The organism is Paraburkholderia kururiensis (assembly GCF_034424375.1).
GTDB lineage: Bacteria > Pseudomonadota > Gammaproteobacteria > Burkholderiales > Burkholderiaceae > Paraburkholderia > Paraburkholderia kururiensis_A.
Genome location: NZ_CP139965.1, coordinates 3,599,867 through 3,619,235, shown reverse-complemented (window position 1 = coordinate 3,619,235; position 19,369 = coordinate 3,599,867). Strand labels below are relative to the sequence as shown.

Here is a 19,369-nt window from a genome sequence, read left to right as displayed (position 1 = left end):
AACACCCCTCTCGATCCGCCAGCGGCCTGAGATACCAAAAGAAATAAAAGTAGAACCGGGCGGACATGATCGTGAGGAAACGTGGTGGTGCGTGAAGTACGTTCGTCGAAAGTGTTGAGCTTTATAACCCGGCGGACCGGTGCTGACAAGCCGAGCCCCGCAAAAATGCGGGAAACCCGCACGATCCATTGCTATGGCGCAAGGACCGTGCGCCGGCTCCTACCCAAGCCCGAATCAGACCGTGCCGCCCACCGTCATGCGGTCGATGCGCAGCGTCGGCTGGCCCACGCCCACCGGCACGCTCTGGCCTTCCTTGCCGCAGACGCCCACGCCCGTGTCGAGCCGCATGTCGTTGCCGATCATGCTCACGTACTTGAGCGATTCGGGGCCGCTGCCGATCAGCGTCGCGCCCTTCACGGGGTAGCTGATCTTGCCGTTCTCGATCATGTAGGCCTCGGATGCCGAGAACACGAACTTGCCGTTCGTGATGTCGACCTGGCCGCCGCCGAAGTTGACGGCATAGAGGCCGTTCTTCACCGAGGCGATGATCTCCTGCGGGTCCTTGTCGCCGTTCAGCATGTACGTGTTGGTCATGCGCGGCATGGGCAGCGACGCGTACGATTCGCGTCGCGCGTTGCCCGTCACGGGCATGTTCATGAGGCGCGCGTTGAGCGTGTCCTGAATGTAGCCCTTGAGGATGCCGTCTTCGATCAGCGTCGTGCACTGCGTGGCGTTGCCTTCGTCGTCGATGTTGAGCGAGCCGCGGCGGTTCGGCAGCGTGCCGTCGTCCACCACCGTCACGCCTCGCGCCGCGACCTGTTCGCCGATGCGCCCCGCGAACGCCGACGACCCCTTGCGGTTGAAGTCGCCTTCCAGCCCGTGGCCGATGGCTTCGTGCAACAGCACGCCCGGCCAGCCCGGCCCGAGCACGACCGTCATCGCGCCGGCCGGCGCGGGACGCGCTTCGAGGTTCACGAGCGCCGAGTGCACGGCGTCGTCGACGTAGCGCGACAGCACGTCGTCGGTGAAATAGCCGTAGTCGAAGCGACCGCCGCCGCCGCCGTTGCCGATCTCGCGGCGACCGTTCTGTTCAGCGATCACCGTGACCGACACGCGCACGAGCGGCCGGATGTCGGCCGCCAGCGCGCCGTCGCTGCGGGCCACGAGCACGATGTCGTACTCGCCCGCGAGCGCGGCCATCACCTGCGTAATGCGCGGATCGCGGCCGCGCGCCATCTGCTCGATGCGCTCGAGCAGCTTCACCTTCGCGGTGGCGTCGAGCGAGTGAAGCGGGTCGGCGGGCAGGTACAGATCGCGGCCGGCCACGCCGGTGAGCGACGACGCCACCTTCACCTTCTGCTTGCCGCCGCCCGACTTCGCGATGGCGCGCGTGGCAATGGCCGCCTGGCGAATGGCTTCGGGCGAGAGGTCGTCGGAATAGGCGAAGGCGGTCTTGTCGCCGGACACGGCGCGCACGCCCACACCCTGGTCGATGCTGAAGCTGCCCGATTTGACGATGCCTTCCTCGAGGCTCCACGCCTCGCTACGGGTGGCCTGGAAATACAGATCCGCGTAATCGACGCGATGCGTGAAAATCTCGCCGAGCGTGCGCGTGAGCACGCTTTCGTCGAGTCCATATGGCGTGAGGAGCACGTCCTTTGCGGTCGCGAGATTGCGGATGCCGGGTTCGATGATGTTCATGCGAGCAGTAATGAAAGGACTTGAGTGACAGTTCGGGCCAATGTACGGGATATCAACGGGTGGGTGCTTCGTCCAGCACACGATGCCGCCATGCCGGCAGGCTCGTGCGGACTTCCTGGATGCGCGCAGGATCGATGTCGCCCACCACGGCGCCCGCGCCTTCGTCGCGTACGGCAACGATTTCGCCCCACGGGTCGATCAGCATGCTGTGGCCCCAGGTGCGCCGGCCGTTTTCGTGCTTGCCGCCCTGGGCCGCGGCGAGCACATAACACTGGTTCTCCACGGCACGGGCACGCAGCAGCGTTTCCCAGTGGGCGCGGCCCGTGGTGTAGGTGAATGCGGAGGGCACCACCATCAGCGCGCAATCGCCCATGCGGCGGTACAGCTCCGGAAAGCGCAGATCGTAGCAGACCGAGAGTCCGACGCGCCCGAACGGCGCCTCGAACGTGCGGACGGTGTCGCCGGGGCGGATGGTGCGCGCCTCGTCGAACGACTCCTCGCCTTTTTCGAAGCTGAACAGATGGATCTTGTCGTAGCGCGCCGCTTCGGCGCCTTGCGGATCGAACACGAGCGTCGTGTTGAGCACGCGTTCGGGTTCCGGCGCGACGAGCGGCAGCGTGCCGCCGATCACCCATACGCCGTGACGGCGGGCAGCGTCCGACAGAAAGCGCTGGATCGGACCGTCGCCGTGCGGCTCGCGTACGCCGATCTTGTCGGTGTCCTTGAATCCCATGAAGCAGAAGTATTCGGGCAGCAGCACGAGCTGCGCGCCCTGAGCCGCCGCTTCGGCGATCAGTCGTTCCGCCTCGGCAAGATTGCGGTCGCGCTCGGGCGTGCTGACCATCTGCAGCGCCGCAACGCGGTAAGGCGACAAACCAGTGTGTGGATCGCTCATCAACCTGACAACCCCCGGCACCGCAGCGTCCCTGAAAAAACGGGCGCCGCCGTGCGCGTAATCTGCTGAATTTGCCGGATGTCCAGAGACCGTGTGCCGGGGCGCAAGCCCCGGTGGGCGCGGCGCTCGCGGCTCACTGCGCCGCGACCGGCATTTGAGCGTCCATCTTACCCTGTTCGCCCCGCACCCGCTCGACGTGGGGTTTCGACCACGAACCGGTGATGGCGTAGTCCAGCGCGAAGGCCGACGAGATCGAATGCGAGAGCGCGAAGTCCGCTAAGAGCGCGCCCAGGCCGAAGAGCGGATTGATGACCGCGGCCGCCACCACACCGGCGCCGGCGCTCAACGTGGGCACCACGTGGACGTGCAGGTCCTGCGTCTCGTGGGCGAGGTCGACGGTGCCCTGCATCTCGGCCCGCGCCGGTGCCGTGACCATCTTGAAGTTGCTGGTGCGCCCAATGCCGTTCTGGATCTCGCCCGTGCCCGTTACGCTCTCGTAGGGCAGTCCTTCGCCGATCACGTCGCGGAAGTTGAGCGTGACGAACCGCGCGAGACTTTGCAGGCTCAGCACGCCGAGCAGCTTCGCCACGCCCGGATCGACCTTCAGGATCTGGCCGTGATGCAGATCGAGCGCGAGATTGCCATTGAGCGTGGGGTAGTCGATGGCCGTGGGGCCGCCGCGCCACGCCACCTTCCCGGAAAGCGTGCCGCTGCCCTTCTTGAGCGTGCGCGGCAAGCCCGCGCGTTCGAGCAGCGCGCCGGCGTCCTTGATGTCGAGCTTGAAGTCGAGCACCGTGCGTCGCGGTGCGTCTTCGTCCGCGGTGGCGCCGAAGCTGCGCGCCGTGCGCCAGTTCGCGGTGGCCGTGAGCTGGGCAGCGGGATTGCTGATGTCGAGCTTGTCGAGTTGCCACACGGGCACGCCGTCTTCCTCGCGGTTGTGCGCATCCACTTCGAGCCGGCCGAAGTTGCGATCTCGCACGATCAGCTCGTTCACGATGAGATCGATGGAAGGCATGTTCTGCGCCGGTACCGAGATCGCTTCGCCCAGCAGATCGTTTTCCGCGCGCGCCGGCACCACGAGTTTCGCGAGCCGCGCTTCCAGTGTGCCGGGCGCGCCGGGCACCGTGCCCGGCAGCCAGGTCAGATGCCCCGACACCTGGTTCGACGCGATATTCGCCTGCCAGGTGCGGTCGGTGTGGGACGCGCCCACCACCACGCTTTCCCAATGGCGTTTGAGCAGCGTGAGCGTGCCGATATGGACAGCGAAGCGCGAAGGCAGGAACTGCGCGACGGTGCTGGCGGGCAGGGCAGGCGCTACGGCCTTTGCCGTGATTTGGCCCGGCGCCTGGCCTGTTACCGATGCGGCTTGCGCCGTGTCTTGCGTAGCGGCCTGCGCCGTACCCGTTTGTCCAGCGGGCACCGACACTTGCGGCGCCGCCGCCGGTTGTTGCTGAGCCTTCCCGCGCATCGCGGTGATCACGCTGCGCCAGGCGTCGGCGTCGAGCGTGTCCAGATCGACCGCCGCGGTCACGCCCTCGGACGGCAGTTCTGCGGGACGGTTCACGCCGATCGCGCCGCGCACGACTTGCGGCGCCTGGCCACGCGTCTCGCGCACCAGATACGTTGCGGCCACCGGTCCGAACGTCAGCGCGGCGCGTTGCAGGCCAGTCAGCTCCTGCTTGCCGGCTTCGTCGCCGTGAGGGTCGTCTTCCTTCGTTTCCTCTGGGCGCAACGACAGGCGCAGCGGCATCGGTTGACCGGCCGGCTTGCCGAACGGCGCGGGGAAGTCGAGCGCGAGGTCGGTCAGGTCGGAACTCGCGGATACCTCGGGCAGCCTGCCTTTCGCGCCGCGCACCGAAAGCGCGTAGGGCGCCGTGCCGCTCATGCGCGTGAGCACCTGGGCCGCCGTGCCGCGCAGGTTGAGACCCCGTGCGGCGTCGACGGCGATGTTGCCGTCGAGGTCGAGCGCGTAGGCGCCGTCCTGGCGCAGACCGCCGTTGGCGTGCACGTCGCCGCCCATGAAGCGGCCCGCGAGGCGGTCCAGTTGCGCCGTGTGCTCGGTGAAGCGCACTTTGCCCGTGAGGTCGGAGAGCGGCGGCACGTTGTGCATCGAAAGTCGGTCGTTCTGGAAGCCGAGCGCGCCCTCCACAGCGATGTGCGGTTTCGGCGTGCGCGGCACCGTGAGCTTAAGCGCGAGCGCCGCAGGACCTTCCGCCTCGATCTTCTCGCCCGCGTGCTTCGAAAGGCCGCCCAGCGCGCTGTTGTTCGCGTAGTCGATCATGTCCGCGAGCGGACCGTGCCCGTTGCCGTTGATGATGAGGCTCGACGCCTTCGTGCCCAGGTCGTCGATCTTGCCCGTCACGCCCGTGAGCAGCACGCGCTTGTAGTAGCCGCGCGCGATGTCGAAGCGCAGCAGGTTTTCCTTGAGCCGGAACACGCCGTCGATACGATCGAAACCCGGCCACACGCTCGGCGTGCCGTTCTTCAGCTTGCGCGGCGGGTAGGGCGACGGGTCGAAGCGGCCGCCGGTGAAAGGCGCCTCGATGCGGAAGATGCCCGCCGTCGGGTCGCGCGAGTACGGGAATTTTTCGAGGTTGCCGTGCACTTCGATGGTGGCGCTGCGCGAGACGCCGGCCTGCAGGCCGTGCCCCAGGTAGATGCGCAGTTTCTCGCTGATGCTCGTGGGCAGATAGCGAACGATGCGGTTCACCTGGGCGTGATCGAAGCTCGCCTTCAGATCGAGCGCGCCGCGGCCGTGGCCCGGGTTCGTGTAGTTCGCGACGGCGCTGGCCTTGACGTCCGCGTTCTCCACGCCGAACTCCGGCACGTTGATCTGGAAGCCCTTGCGCTTCTCGCCCGGCGCGCGCGCGTTGGCGATGGTCCAGTCGCTGCGGCCGTACAGGCGGTCGAAGGTGAGGCGCGGGTCGTCGAACACGCCCGGCAGCGTGATGGCCGCGTTCGCCGTGTCGAAGGTGGCGCTGCCGTGGGTTTCGTCGGCGTCGATGTGCCCCCACAGGTTTTCGATGCCGGGCAGGCCCGCGCGCGGATGGTTGCGCGCCGTGAGTCCGGGCGGCGGTTCCTGGGCGGCGACGCTGATGCCTTGCAGGTCGGCCTTGAAGCGATAGCGCACGATCGGCTCTACGCCGTCGCCGCGCTGCTCGGCCGCGGCTTCGCCCGCGTCTGGCCGCGCACGCTCGATGCCGATTTCGTAGTTGGCGACGAGCCCGCGCGGGTCGAACCGCACCAGCGTATTGAGGAAGCGGCGCGGCAGCGGCAGCGTGCGGCTGAACTCGGAGAGCATGCCCAGATCCATGCGGTCGCCTTGCACGCTCATCATCTGCCCGTGCTGGACCGACGGCCGGCGGTAATGGCCGGTAAGCGTCGAAAACGCGAGCGTGCGAACGACGGGCGTGCCGTCGTCGAGCGGCTGCTGGCCGAGTTCGGCGCGCAGGCGGCTCAGCTTGATCGTGTAGTCGCCGGGCGCCGCGTCGACGGTCCAGGAGAAGTGGGCCACCGGCATGTCGAGCCGCGGCTGCGTGGGATGCACGCGCAGCGCCACGCCCACGCCGTCCAGCACGCCCGTCGCCGTCGTGATGCGGCCTTCGCTGAAACTCGCCCAGATCACGTTGTCGATACGGCCGGCGTAGGTCTCGACGGGAATGTCGATGTAGCGGGCGAGCGTGGGCAGGTCCACCGGTCCCGTGGATACGTAGGCCGAGCCGCTCCAGCCCACGGGCTTGCCGGGCGCACCGGTGCGCGGGCTGCGAAAGCGCGCGCGGAAGTCGAGCGGGCCGTGCAGCAGCCGGCCTTCGGGCGGGGCCTGGAGCGCGAGGCGGTGGTCGGTGCCCTCGTTGAGAATGGCGAGGCGGATGTTCTGCAGTGCGATTTCCGGCGCGTCGTGGCGCCCGTCGCGCCAGCGCAGCGTGCCCCCGCGCAGCACGATGGCCTGCTGGCGCAGAAGCCAGGTGCTGAACGCGTCGTTGCCAGTATGGGCGGCAGGAATCGGCACGCCAGCCACCGAGAGGGAGCCACCTTGCGAGCGGGCCACGAGCACGTCGGGCCGGTCGACGATCAGGCTCGACAGGCGCGGCGCGAGCGTCACGAGCGAGAGCCACGACACCGTTGCGGTGGCGTGCGGCACGTTCAGCGCCACTTTGCCGTCGTGGTCGCGAATGGTGAGGTTGGTGACGTCGATGCCGGGCTGGAAACCCAGCCAGTGCGGCGAAAGCTTGCCGATACGCAGCTCGGCGTGAATCTTGTCGGAGACGAGCGTTTCGATGCGCGGGCGGAACGTGTCGATGCGCGGCAGCACGACGTAGCGCAGGCCGAGGACGAGCGCCGCGGCGATGAAGTAGAGCACGACCGCAATGGCGAGCACGACGCGCAGCGTGTGGCGCAGCGCGATATGGTGATGCTCGACGGGGACGCGTCCGTTCGCCCGGCTGGCCTGTCCGGCTTCGTACGGACCGGCGGATTCGTTTCGCTCGGACATGCTGCGAGGGGGGCGGTATGGTAGCTTTGCGATCTAACGACGAAATGTAACACACGGGTGCGCGGCTCACGACATCCGGCAAACCCTGCGCAGCCCGTGCCGGCACGGGGTTTTGCGGACCACGGCGCCAGCCTGCCGATGCGTCTTCCTCACCCGCTCGTGACAAAGCAACGAACGAGCCCGGAAACCTCCATGACTGATGCAATTCACCTGAGTTCCGCCGCCTTTTCCCACTATGCGTCGCGGGCGCTGGCGAGTCGCCCGGAACTCGCCGCGCGCGTCGCGGCGCTCGCCGCGGGCCCCGTCACGCGCGAGCGCATCGAGGCGCGCTTCGATGCGTTGTCCAGCGAGGTTCGGGGCGCCGCCGCGGCAGCGCTGACCGACGATCAGCTGAAGAAGGTGCTGCGCCAGTTGCGCACCGAGGTCTTCTGCGCCGTGATGGAGCGCGACCTTGCCTTCAACGCGGACGTGGCCGAGGTCACGGGCACCATGACCGATCTCGCCGAAGTGGCGATCCAGCGGGCGCTCGCCGTCGTCACGGCCGATCTGGAGGCGCTTTACGGCGAGCCGCGCGGTTCCGAAGGCGAGCGCCTCGCGCTCGGCGTGGTGGGCATGGGCAAGCTGGGCGGACGCGAACTCAACGTGTCGTCGGACATCGACCTCATCTTCGTCTACGAGGACGACGGCGAAACGGCCGGCGGTGAGCGCGCGCCCATCGCCACGCAGGAATTCTTCACGCGGGCCGGCAAGCGCCTCATCGCGGCGCTCAACGACGTTACGGCGGACGGCTACGTGTTCCGCGTCGACATGCGGCTGCGGCCGAACGGCGACGCGGGGCCGCTTGCGTGCAGCCTGGGCATGCTCGAGGAGTACTTCTACGTGCAGGGGCGCGAGTGGGAGCGCTACGCGTGGATCAAGGGGCGGCTCGTCTCTGAAGGTCAAAGCGCGTCGGCCCGGCGGCTCGCGCAGCAGCTCGATGCCATCGTGAAGCCGTTCGTCTACCGGCGCTATCTCGATTTCGGCGTGATCAGCGCCATCCGCGCGCTGCATCTGCAGATTCGTCAGGAAGCGCAGCGGCGCGCGTCCATGCGCCCCGAGAAGGCCGACGACATCAAGCTGGGACGCGGCGGTATCCGCGAGATCGAATTCAGCGCCCAGGTGTTCCAACTGATTCGCGGCGGCCAGGACGCGGATTTTCGCGTGCGCCCCACGCTCGCTGTGCTTCGGCACGCCACGGCGCGCGGCCTCATCGCGCCTTCGGTCTGCGCGGAGCTGACGGAAGCCTACCGGTTCCTGCGGCGGCTCGAACACCGCCTCCAGTACCGTAACGACGCGCAGACGCACGCCATGCCCGTCGATCCCGACGAGCGCGCGGCACTCGCGAAGACGATGGGCTTCGTGGACTACGCCGCCCTCATGACCATGCTCGACGGACATCGCGAGAAGGTGGAGCGCCAGTTCGACCAGATCTTCGCCGACAAGGTGAACGGCCACGGCGGCTGCGCCGCGCCTGATGATGGCGCCGCCGCGTGGGTGTGGAGCAGCGCGCTCGCGGACGACAGCGCCGGCGAGGCGCTCGAGGCGCGCCTTGCCGACCTCGGTCTTGCCGAGCCCGCCGAGTTGCTCGCGCGGCTGCGCGCCATCTGGCAGTCGCCGCGTTACCAGGGGCTGCCGGAACACAGCCGCCAGCGCTTCGACAGCGTGGCCAAGCGCGCACTGGACGCGGCGCGTACGATCGATCCTCCGGAGCGGCGCACCGCTACGCTCGCGCGCTTCTTCGATCTGCTCGAAACGGTGGGCCGGCGCGGCGCCTATCTCGCGCTGCTCTGCGAGTATCCGCACGCGCTCGACCGCGTGCTCTCCGTGCTCGGCGCGTCGCGCTGGGCGGCGGGCTATCTGATCCGCCATCCGCAATTGCTGGACGAGTTGCTCGACGACGAGGTGATCGCGAGTCCCTTCGACTGGCCCGAGTTCAAGCGCACGCTACGTACGCGTCTTGTTGCCGCCGACGGCGCCGAGCACCAGATGGACTTGCTGCGCCACGCCCACCAGGCCGAAGTGTTTCGCATTCTGCTGATCGACCTCGCGGGCAAGCTCTCGGTCGAGCACGTGAGCGACCGGCTTTCCGAACTCGCCGACGCCGTGCTCGACGTGACGATGGAAACCGTCTGGGCCCAGTTCGCCAGGCGTCACCGCGAGGTGCCGCGCTTTGCCGTGATCGCTTACGGCAAGCTGGGCGGCAAGGAACTCGGCTACGCGTCGGACCTCGATCTGATCTTCCTCTACGACGACCCCGACGAAGCGGCGCCCGACATCTATGCGACCTTCACCCGACGGCTCATCACGTGGCTCACCATGGCGACGGGCGCGGGCACGCTATTCGACGTGGACCTGCGGCTGCGGCCAAACGGCGAGTCGGGCTTGCTCGTGACGGACCTCGACGCGTTTCGCCGCTACCAGCTGCGCGAAGGCGACGCCGCCAATACCGCGTGGGTGTGGGAGCACCAGGCCCTGACGCGCGCACGCTTCTGCGCGGGCGACGAAGAGATCGGCAAGGCGTTCGACGCGATTCGCCAGCAGGTGCTCACGATGCCGCGCGAGGCTGCGCTGCTCGCGAAGGATATCGTGGAGATGCGTCAGCGCGTGGAAGACGGGCACCCGAACCGCAGCGAGTTGTTCGACCTGAAGCACGACCGCGGCGGCATGGTGGACATCGAGTTTCTCGTGCAGTACTGGGTGCTGCTGCACGCCGCGCGCGACCCCGAACTCGTGCGCAACACGGGCAATATCGCGCTGCTTCGCGAAGTGTCGCGGCTCGGCATCATGAGCGCAGAGGAAGCCGATACGGTGGGCGCCGCCTATCGCACCTACCGCAAGCTGCAGCACCGGCTGCGGCTGGACGGCATGGAGAAGGCGAGGGTGGAGCCGCAGCGCGTCGAGGCCGAGCGCGCCGCGGTGCTGGCCTTGTGGAAGCGGGTATTCGGATGAAGGCCCGGCTGCGGCCTTCTTCTTCTGGCGGTTACGCCGCCAGCATTTCCTTCGCGTGACGCCGCGTGGTGGCCGTTATTTCGAGGCCGCCCAGCATGCGGGCGACTTCCTCGACGCGGCTTGCACGGTCCAACGGATTGACCGAACTCACCGTGCCGCCGTTGCCGTCGGACGCCTTGGCGACCTGGAAGTGGTGATCGCCGCGCGCGGCGACCTGCGGCAGGTGCGTGACGCAGAGCACCTGGCGGGCGCGGCCAAGCTGATGCAGCAATCGACCCACCACTTCCGCCACGCCGCCGCCGATGCCGGTATCCACTTCGTCGAAGATCAGCGTCGGCGTGGGGCTTGCGGCGCTCGCGATCACCGCAAGCGCGAGGCTGATGCGCGCCAGTTCGCCGCCTGAGGCCACCTTCGCGAGCGGCCGCAGCGGCACGCCCGCGTGGCCCGCTACGCGAAATTCGACCTGTTCCAGCCCGTGCGCGCCGCCCTCCGCGAGCGGCACGAGCGCCACTTCGAAACTGCCGCCCACCATCGATAGTTCCTGCATGCCGGTTGTCACCGCGGCGCCGAGCGCCTTGGCCGCCTTGGCGCGCGCTTTCGAAAGCTGCTTCGCCTCGGCGAGGTAGGCTTCCCTGGCCTTCGCCTCGGCGGCGCGCAGCGCATCGAGGTCGGCGGCCGCGTCGAGCGCGGCAAGTTGCGCCTGGCGCGTTTCGTGTTCCTCGGGCAGCGTTTCGGGCTGCAGACGGAATTTGCGCGCCGTGGAATGCAGCGCGTCGAGCCGCTTTTCCACCTGTGCGAGCCGGTCCGGGTCGAGTTCGAGCCGCTGCGCGTAGTGGGTGAGCGAGTAGGCGGCCTCTTGCAGCTGGATGGCGGCGGGTTCGAGCGCCGCGAGCGCGTCGTTGAGCGCAGGGTCGATTTCGGCGAGGTCCCGCAATTTCGAGACGATGGAGCCGAGCTGCGAAATCATCGCGTCGTCGGACTCCGAGAGCGCGGCGAGCGCGCCCTGCACGCCCTCGATCAGGTTGGCCGAATGCGAGAGCCGCCGGTGCTCGGCGTTGATCTCTTCCCATTCGCCGGGCTGCGGGGCGAGCTTGTCCAGTTCGGCCAGTTGCCAGGCGAGCCGTTCACGTTCCAGTTGCAGTTCGCGGTCGCGCGTCTGCGCGGTTTCGACCGCGTTGGATGCGTCACGCCAGGTGCGCCAGGCGCGGCCCGTTGCGGCTGCCAGATCGGCAAGACCGGAGTGCGTGTCGAACAGCTCGCGTTGCGCGTCGGGGCGCATCAGTAGCTGGTGCGCGTGCTGACCGTGAATGTCCACGAGCATTTCGCCCACTTCGCGAAGTTGCGTCAGCGTGGCCGGCGTGCCGTTGATGAAGGCGCGTGAGCGGCCGCCGGCGTCCACGACGCGGCGCAGCAGCACCGTGCCGCCCTGGCCTTCGTCGCCTTCGGCAGCAAACGCCTGGTCGTCGAGCCAGCGCGCGACGTGCGGGTAGACGTCGAATTCGGCGGTGATGTCGGCGCGTGACTCGCCGGTGCGCACGACGCTCGCGTCGGCGCGGGCGCCGAGCGTGAGCGCGAGCGCGTCGATGAGGATGGACTTGCCGGCGCCGGTCTCGCCCGAGAAAACCGTGAAGCCGCTGTTGAACTCGAGATCGAGCGCGGCGACGATGACGAAGTCGCGTATCGAAAGGTGGCGGAGCATGGTCTGGGTTCTGGCTTCTGCGTTTGGAGTCAGTACAGCGAGTTGTCCTCGAGCGACGGATGTTCGTTCCAGTGCAGCTTCTGGCGCAGCGTGGCGTAATAGCTGTAGCCCACGGGATGCAGGATCGGCACCGTATGGCGCGAGCGGCGCACCTCGATGGTGTCGTTCAGTTGCAGCGCGGTGAACGACTGCATGTCGAAATTGACGTTGACGTCCCGGCCCGCGACGATCTGGATGCTCACTTTGCAGCTGTCGGGCAGCACGATAGGGCGGTTCGAGAGCGCGTGCGGCGCGATGGGCACGAGCACGATGCCCTGCAACTGCGGATGCAGGATCGGCCCCGACGACGACAGCGCGTAGGCCGTAGATCCCGTTGGCGTGGCGACGATCAGGCCGTCAGAACGCTGGTTGTACATGAAGCGGCCATCCACGTGCACGCGCAGTTCGGCCATGCCTGAAAAGCCGCTGCGGTTCACCACCACGTCGTTGAAGGCGATCGCGTGGTAGATGGGATCGCCGTCGCGCGTGATGCGCGCTTCCAGCAGCGTGCGCTCCTCGCGCTCGAAGCTGCCGCATAGCATTTGCGGCACGACTTCCTGCATGTCGGCGAGCGGGATGTCCGTAATGAAGCCTAGCCGACCGATGTTGATGCCGATGAGCGGTGTGCGGTACGGCGCGAGCTGCCGTCCGATGCCGAGCATGGTTCCGTCGCCACCGAGCACGACCGCGACGTCGGCGCGCGCTCCGATTTCCGCCGGCCGCAGCGCCGTATAGCCGGTTGCCCCAATGTCCTGTGCCGTCTCGGCCTCGAACACCACGTCGAAACCCCGTTTCGCGATGCACGAGGCGAGCGCCGTCAGCGGCTCGGCAATGCCGGGCGTGTTGCTGCGCCCGACGAGCGCCACGGTCTTGAACTGGCTGTTGATCTGCATGCCGGCATTACACCATAGTCAGGTCGCGAAAAGAACCGTGCACACCCGCCGCGACAGGCCCCGCGGCACGCCGTATGACGGGGGCGCTGAGCCTTGCACGATTATCGCTAGAATGGTGATGTGTTGATGACAGGGCGAAAGGTCATGTCGATGAGGTGGCGATGTCTGCGGCCACGTGTGGCGGGTGCCTTCCGGGCGAGCGTGACACAGCCGTTGCGCCAGCGGCTGGTGCGCGAACATGCCGCAACACCCGACGCGCGGGCGTGCGTCGGCTCCCGGGCGACAGGTCGTTGAGCTAAAATTTTGCGTCATGCTAGATCCTCGCGCACAAACCCTCCTCAAAACGCTGATCGAGCGATACATCGCCGAGGGGCAGCCGGTCGGCTCGCGCACGTTGTCGCGATTCTCGGGCCTCGAACTGAGCCCCGCGACCATTCGCAACGTGATGTCGGATCTCGAAGAACTCGGTCTCGTCGCCAGCCCGCACACGTCCGCGGGACGCATACCCACGCCGCGCGGCTACCGTCTGTTCGTGGATACCATGCTCACGGTGGAACCGGCCGGGGACGAAGAGGCTGTCACGCGCGCAGTAAAAACCACCCTGAAGCCGGGCGAACCGCAAAAGGTGATCGCAGCGGCGGCGAGCGTGCTTTCTAATCTCTCGCAGTTCGCGGGCGTCATCCTGACGCCGCGGCGCAGCCATGTCTTCAAGCAGATCGAATTCATGCGCCTGTCGGACAAGCGCATTCTGCTCATCATCGTGACGCCCGAGGGCGACGTACAGAACCGCATCATGGCCACGCAGCGGGACTTTTCGCCGTCCGAACTCATTGAAGCGTCCAATTACATCAACGCGCATTTCGCGGGACTCTCGTTCGACGAGGTGCGTGGGCGCCTGCGCGAGGAAATCGATCAGTTGCGCGGCGACATGACGGCCCTCATGCACGCAGCGGTGACGGCGAGCACCGACGAAGTCGAACCCGGGGAAACCGTGCTGATTTCGGGCGAGCGCAATCTGCTCGAGGTGGCCGACCTGTCTTCGGACATGGCCCGCCTGCGCAGGCTTTTCGACATATTCGATCAAAAGACCAGCCTCCTTCAGTTGCTCGATGTTTCCAGCCATGCACAGGGCGTGCAAATTTTCATCGGCGGCGAATCGAATCTCGTGCCTATCGAAGAAATGAGCGTCGTGACCGCGCCGTACGAAGTGAACGGCAAGATCGTGGGCACGCTCGGCGTGATCGGCCCCACGCGCATGGCCTATAACCGCGTGATTCCTATCGTGGACATCACGGCGCGCCTGCTCTCCACCGCCCTCAGCCAGCAATAAGCGCGCAGAACTCATCATCGGCGATGCCCGCGCGGCATACCATCCGCCGGATGGCCGACTGTCCCCGCAGGGGGCGCTGGCTATAATGAAAACTTTCCAACCGGATCTCCGCGCCACGCGGCAGACCTTCTCGCCTATGCGCTTCGATCTCGAGCGGCCTTCGCAGTCTGCTGCGTCTCATCGCGTTGCCGTGCTGCTCATCAATCTCGGCACGCCGGACGCGCCTACGCCGCGTGCCGTGCGCCGCTACCTCGCGCAGTTCCTCTCGGACCCGCGCGTGGTGGAGATTCCCGCATTGCTCTGGCAGGTGATCCTGCGCACGGTGATCCTGCCGTTCCGGGGCTCGGCCTCCGCAAAGAAGTACGCATCGGTATGGATGCCGGAGGGCTCGCCGTTGCGCGTCTTCACGGAGAAGCAGGTGGAGGGCTTGCGGCAACTGCTGCACGTCAACGACTACGCGGTGATCGTCGACTACGCGATGCGCTACGGCACGCCAGGCATTCCGGCCGTGCTCAACCAGCTCAGGCTTGCGGGCGCCGAGCGGATTCTGCTGATGCCCATGTATCCGCAGTATTCGTCGTCAACCACGGCCACTGCCTTCGACGACGCCTTCACCGCGCTGCGTCGCATGCGCAACCAGCCGGAGATCCGTACGGTGCGTCATTACTGTGACCATCCGGCCTATATCAGCGCGCTTGCCGCACAGATTCATCACTACTGGAACGCACACGGCCGGCCCGATTTCGCCGCCGGCGACCGGCTCGTGCTGAGCTTTCACGGCGTGCCGAAGCGCACCATGGATCTCGGCGACCCCTATCACGACCAATGTCAGCAGACCGCGAGCCTCTTGATGCATGCGCTCGGTCTTCAGCCGGTGGAGTGCCTCGTCACGTTCCAGTCGCGATTCGGTCGGGCCGAATGGCTTCAGCCTTACACCGCGCCCACCCTGAAGGAACTCGGTTCGGCCGGCGTGAAGCGGGTCGACGTGTTTTGCCCCGGCTTCACCGCTGACTGCTTGGAAACGATCGAAGAGATCGGCATCGAAGGGCGCGACGAATTCCTCCATGCCGGCGGCAAGGCGTTTCACCGGATACCCTGTCTCAATGCGGCGCCGGCGTGGATTGCGGCGCTGGGCGAGATCGTGGCGCAGAATCTTCAGGGCTGGTCGGTGCAGGCACCCGTGCCGGCGGGCGTGGCGGCATGAGGCGTGCTTTGCCGGCAGTGCCGCTGATAATGCGGTCGGCACGGCGGCTGGTTCCGGTCACATCTGGTCACAGTTTCCCGCGGTGGCAGCCGTCATTGGCATGCGGCAGAATTTGAATCCCCCGTATGAAAGACAAAGTTTCGACTGATCCGTCTGCTCGCACTCGTGTGGACAAATGGCTCTGGGCTGCGCGCTTTTTCAAGACGCGTTCCCTTGCTGCCGACGCCGTGGTGAAGGGGCGGGTGCGGGTCGATGGCGCACCGGTGAAGGCATCGAAGGACGTCCGCGTAGGCGACCTGATCGACATCGACATAGAGCGCGTCGTCTGGCAGGTGGAGGTGCGGGGAATTTGCGACGTGCGTGGGCCGGCCAGCGTGGCCCAAACGCTTTATGCGGAGACGGACGAGGGGCGTGCGAAGCGCATGCAGGAACTGGAACGGCGCAAGACGTTTCGTGAGCCGGCAGCGGCGCTGCACGGCCGGCCCACGAAGCGGGACCGCCGGATCATCGACAAACTTTCAGGTGGGGATTGAAGAGCGACTCCATCGTCGCGTGAACAACGCCGTACTCGGTCGTGTTCTCCGTGACGGCCCCGGACATGCAGATGGTGGTGGTTCCCGCGATGAGTACCAGCGCGACCACCGATATTGCGAAGGTCAGTTTCACCGTACTCCCCTTGGGCATTCAGGTCGAAAACGGGCCGAACACCGGCAACCTGGTGATGTGCGGCATCGCTGCGCCAGCATCAGGGTAAACGTGCCCTGCGAGCGCCTGACTTGCAGTGTAGGTCAGGGCCGGAGGCCACTCAATCTCAATCTGCGGGTGCCTACGTAATGGTTGTTACGGGGAGTTTCGCCGGCACGGAGACGGTGCAAAAAACGGGGTCGACGGTCTTGAAATCGCCATATCGGCCCCCACGTGCACAGCCTGTGAGCGGATCGGTTGTTGCTTTTCCACAACGGCATGACACCCGGCTGGAGGGGCAGCACATTCATTCAGGCATTTATTTTTGACGACTTTCAGCGACATGGAAAACACGCAAGAGAATCCGACCAGCCAGAACCCGACGTCACCCGAAGACGCCGCTCGAGAGCCGGCCGCGGCAGGAGCCGAGCAGGCGCAGCAGCCGGCCGCGGAGAATGCGGCAGCCGGAACTGACGCTGCGCTTGCTGAAGCGCAGGCGAAGATCGTCGAACTCCAGGAAAGCTTCCTGCGCGCGAAAGCCGAAACGGAAAACGTGCGCCGTCGCGCCCAGGAAGACGTCGCGAAGGCTCACAAGTTCGCTATCGAGAGCTTCGCCGAATATCTGCTGCCCGTCGTCGATAGCCTCGAAGCCGCCATGGCGCACGACTCCGACGACATCGCGAAGGTGCGCGAAGGCATCGAACTCACGCTGCGGCAACTCACGGGCGCGCTGGAGAAAGGGCGCGTGGTGGCCATCAACCCGGTGGGCGAGAAGTTCGATCCGCACCGGCACCAGGCCATTTCGATGGTGCCTGCCGACCAGGAAGCAAACACGGTCGTTTCCGTGCTGCAAAAGGGCTATACGATCGCGGATCGCGTGCTGCGCCCGGCGCTGGTGACGGTGGCCCAGCCGAAGTAAGGCGGCGGGCGCTGCGGCAGCCGAGCGCTTGTATCGCAGGAGCACCCCGGCACCACGGCGACGCCCGCCCCGTACTTCCCGGCTGGGCCAGAACGACTGGCCGCGCGACCACCGGCAGCCAGCGGTCGGCGCAGTCCGAGACAGACGGTGTCTGCACGGCGGGCGAAAAATGAGAAAATCCGCGCCGCCGGTGAAGCGCCTGCGGCCGGCAAGCCGGCATCAGGCAGATCGGCATCCCGCCAGATGAAGGCTGGAGCGACCACAGCGCGGCCGATTGAGAAAAATTAAAGACCGCATTGCGTTCGAGGTCTTGAAAACGATGCGGTGGCACTTACCTTGGGTGCAGTGAAGGATTGAAGGCCGGTTGCCTCGCGACAGGAAGCGCAATAGGGCAGCCAGCAACAGCGATCGAAATCAGGAGATTAGTAAAAATGGGCAAAATCATCGGCATCGACCTCGGTACCACGAACTCTTGCGTGGCGCTGATGGAAGGTAACCAGGTCAAGGTGATCGAGAATTCGGAAGGTGCGCGCACCACGCCGTCGATCATCGCTTACCTCGACGAGAACGAGGTGCTGGTGGGCGCACCGGCCAAGCGTCAGTCGGTCACCAACCCGAAGAACACGCTGTACGCAGTCAAGCGCCTCATCGGCCGCCGCTTCGACGAGAAAGAAGTGCAGAAGGACATCAACCTGATGCCCTACAAGATCGTCAAGCACGACAACGGCGACGCCTGGGTGGAAGCCCACGGCCAGAAACTTGCGCCGTCGCAGGTGTCGGCCGAAGTGCTGCGCAAGATGAAGAAGACCGCTGAAGACTATCTCGGCGAGCCGGTCACGGAAGCCGTGATCACGGTTCCCGCGTACTTCAACGACAGCCAGCGTCAGGCTACCAAGGACGCCGGCCGCATCGCAGGTCTGGAAGTCAAGCGCATTATCAACGAGCCGACGGCGGCTGCGCTCGCGTTCGGTCTCGACAAGTCCGAGAAGGGCGACCGCAAGATCGCAGTGTTCGACCTGGGCGGCGGTACGTTCGACATCTCGATCATCGAGATCGCGGACGTGGACGGCGAAAAGCAGTTCGAAGTGCTCTCGACGAACGGCGATACGTTCCTCGGCGGTGAAGACTTCGACCAGCGCATCATCGATTACATCATCGGCGAGTTCAAGAAGGAGCAGGGCGTCGACCTGTCGAAGGACGTGCTCGCGCTGCAACGCCTGAAGGAAGCGGCCGAAAAGGCGAAGATCGAGCTGTCGTCGTCGCAGCAGACCGAAATCAACCTTCCGTACATCACGGCTGACGCCTCGGGTCCGAAGCACCTGAACCTGAAGATCACGCGCGCGAAGCTGGAAGCGCTGGTCGAAGACCTGATCGAGCGCACCATCGAACCGTGCCGTATCGCGATCAAGGACGCGGGTGTGAAGGTCGGCGAAATCGACGACGTGATCCTGGTCGGCGGCCAGACGCGTATGCCGAAGGTGCAGGAGAAGGTCAAGGAGTTCTTCGGCAAGGAACCGCGCCGCGACGTGAACCCGGACGAAGCCGTTGCCGTGGGCGCCGCGATCCAGGGCCAGGTGCTCTCGGGCGACCGCAAGGACGTGCTGCTGCTCGACGTGACGCCGCTGTCGCTCGGTATCGAGACGCTGGGCGGCGTGATGACGAAGATGATCAACAAGAACACCACGATCCCGACGAAGCACTCGCAGGTGTATTCGACCGCGGACGACAACCAGTCGGCCGTGACGATCAAGGTGTTCCAGGGCGAACGCGAGATGGCGGCGGGCAACAAGCTGCTCGGCGAGTTCAACCTGGAAGGCATTCCGCCCGCACCGCGCGGCGTGCCGCAGATCGAAGTGACCTTCGACATCGACGCGAACGGCATCCTGCACGTCGGCGCGAAGGATAAGGCGACCGGCAAGGAAAACAAGATCACCATCAAGGCGAACTCGGGCCTCTCCGAAGCCGAGATCGAAAAGATGGTGAAGGACGCCGAAGCGAACGCGGAAGAAGACCACAAGCTGCGTGAGCTGGCCGACGCGCGCAACCAGGGTGACGCGCTCGTCCACAGCACGAAGAAGGCACTGACCGAGTACGGCGACAAGCTCGAAGCCGACGAGAAGGGCAAGATCGAAGCCGCGCTGAAGGACCTGGAAGACACGCTGAAGAGCACGTCGACCGACAAGGCGGCACTCGAAGGCAAGATCGAAGCGCTGGCCACGGCTTCGCAGAAGCTCGGCGAAAAGATGTACGCCGACATGCAGGCCGCTCAGGGCGCGGCAGGCGCAGCCGCCGGTGCGGCGGGCGCTTCGGCCGGAGCATCGGCGGGCGGCAGCCAGCAGGCCGACGACGTGGTCGACGCCGACTTCAAGGAAGTGAAGAAGGACTAAGCCGCCGGGTTGAAGTAACGATCCGAAGCCGCGCACCGTGAGGTGCGCGGTACGGCAGCAGGACAGCCGGCGCGTCGCCACACCAGCGGATGCGTACGGTATTGCAAGCGCCTGGCGGGCCTTTTGGCTCCCCGGGCA

The 19,369-nt window shown here is 66.3% G+C and carries 12 protein-coding genes; 7 read left to right on the top strand and 5 right to left on the bottom strand.

Features of this window, described 5'->3' with window-relative positions; translation table 11 throughout:
• Positions 1 to 234: 234 nt before the first annotated feature.
• From tldD to U0042_RS16080, 3 genes are all read right to left on the bottom strand, one after another.
• Positions 235 to 1,701, bottom strand: a complete 1,467-nt coding sequence (gene tldD, locus U0042_RS16090) for a metalloprotease TldD (RefSeq protein ID WP_114814573.1) — start codon at positions 1,699 to 1,701, stop codon at positions 235 to 237.
• Between the two features lie 52 nt (positions 1,702 to 1,753).
• Entirely contained in the window at positions 1,754 to 2,596 is an 843-nt protein-coding gene (locus U0042_RS16085; RefSeq protein ID WP_114814572.1) for a carbon-nitrogen hydrolase family protein, read from the bottom strand.
• 133 nt (positions 2,597 to 2,729) lie between these two features.
• Complete coding sequence (locus U0042_RS16080; RefSeq protein ID WP_114814571.1) at positions 2,730 to 7,088, bottom strand: YhdP family protein; 4,359 nt, start codon at positions 7,086 to 7,088, stop codon at positions 2,730 to 2,732.
• A gap of 192 nt (positions 7,089 to 7,280) precedes the next feature.
• Here U0042_RS16080 and glnE point away from each other — a divergent pair, with 192 nt between their 5' ends.
• Entirely contained in the window at positions 7,281 to 10,076 is a 2,796-nt protein-coding gene (glnE, locus tag U0042_RS16075) for a bifunctional [glutamate--ammonia ligase]-adenylyl-L-tyrosine phosphorylase/[glutamate--ammonia-ligase] adenylyltransferase (RefSeq protein WP_114814570.1), read from the top strand.
• A gap of 31 nt (positions 10,077 to 10,107) precedes the next feature.
• Here glnE and recN read toward each other — a convergent pair whose 3' ends face one another.
• Both recN and U0042_RS16065 read right to left on the bottom strand, forming a co-directional pair.
• Positions 10,108 to 11,775 (bottom strand): DNA repair protein RecN, encoded by a 1,668-nt coding sequence (gene recN / locus U0042_RS16070; RefSeq protein WP_114814569.1) that lies wholly within the window; start codon positions 11,773 to 11,775, stop codon positions 10,108 to 10,110.
• A 29-nt stretch (positions 11,776 to 11,804) separates the two neighbouring features.
• Positions 11,805 to 12,707 carry an NAD kinase gene (locus tag U0042_RS16065; protein WP_114814568.1) on the bottom strand — a complete coding sequence of 301 codons (903 nt, stop codon included), beginning with the start codon at positions 12,705 to 12,707 and terminating at the stop codon, positions 11,805 to 11,807.
• A gap of 310 nt (positions 12,708 to 13,017) precedes the next feature.
• On the opposite strand from U0042_RS16065, the gene hrcA reads away from it, so the two are divergent.
• The 6 genes from hrcA (at position 13,018) to dnaK (ending at position 19,231) form a co-directional block, all read left to right on the top strand.
• Positions 13,018 to 14,037, top strand: a complete 1,020-nt coding sequence (hrcA, locus tag U0042_RS16060) for a heat-inducible transcriptional repressor HrcA (protein WP_114814567.1) — start codon at positions 13,018 to 13,020, stop codon at positions 14,035 to 14,037.
• Positions 14,038 to 14,173: 136 nt separating this feature from the next.
• The gene (gene hemH / locus U0042_RS16055) at positions 14,174 to 15,241 is read left to right on the top strand and encodes a ferrochelatase (protein ID WP_114814566.1); all 1,068 of its coding nucleotides are present in this window, start codon (positions 14,174 to 14,176) and stop codon (positions 15,239 to 15,241) included.
• A gap of 125 nt (positions 15,242 to 15,366) precedes the next feature.
• Complete coding sequence (locus U0042_RS16050; protein ID WP_114814565.1) at positions 15,367 to 15,774, top strand: RNA-binding S4 domain-containing protein; 408 nt, start codon at positions 15,367 to 15,369, stop codon at positions 15,772 to 15,774.
• A 71-nt stretch (positions 15,775 to 15,845) separates the two neighbouring features.
• Positions 15,846 to 15,995 (top strand): hypothetical protein, encoded by a 150-nt coding sequence (locus U0042_RS16045; protein ID WP_198665408.1) that lies wholly within the window; start codon positions 15,846 to 15,848, stop codon positions 15,993 to 15,995.
• A 273-nt stretch (positions 15,996 to 16,268) separates the two neighbouring features.
• Complete coding sequence (gene grpE / locus U0042_RS16040) at positions 16,269 to 16,844, top strand: nucleotide exchange factor GrpE (RefSeq protein WP_114814563.1); 576 nt, start codon at positions 16,269 to 16,271, stop codon at positions 16,842 to 16,844.
• 431 nt (positions 16,845 to 17,275) lie between these two features.
• On the top strand, positions 17,276 to 19,231 hold the full coding sequence (gene dnaK / locus U0042_RS16035) for a molecular chaperone DnaK (protein WP_114814562.1): 1,956 nt from the start codon (positions 17,276 to 17,278) through the stop codon (positions 19,229 to 19,231).
• Positions 19,232 to 19,369: the final 138 nt, after the last annotated feature.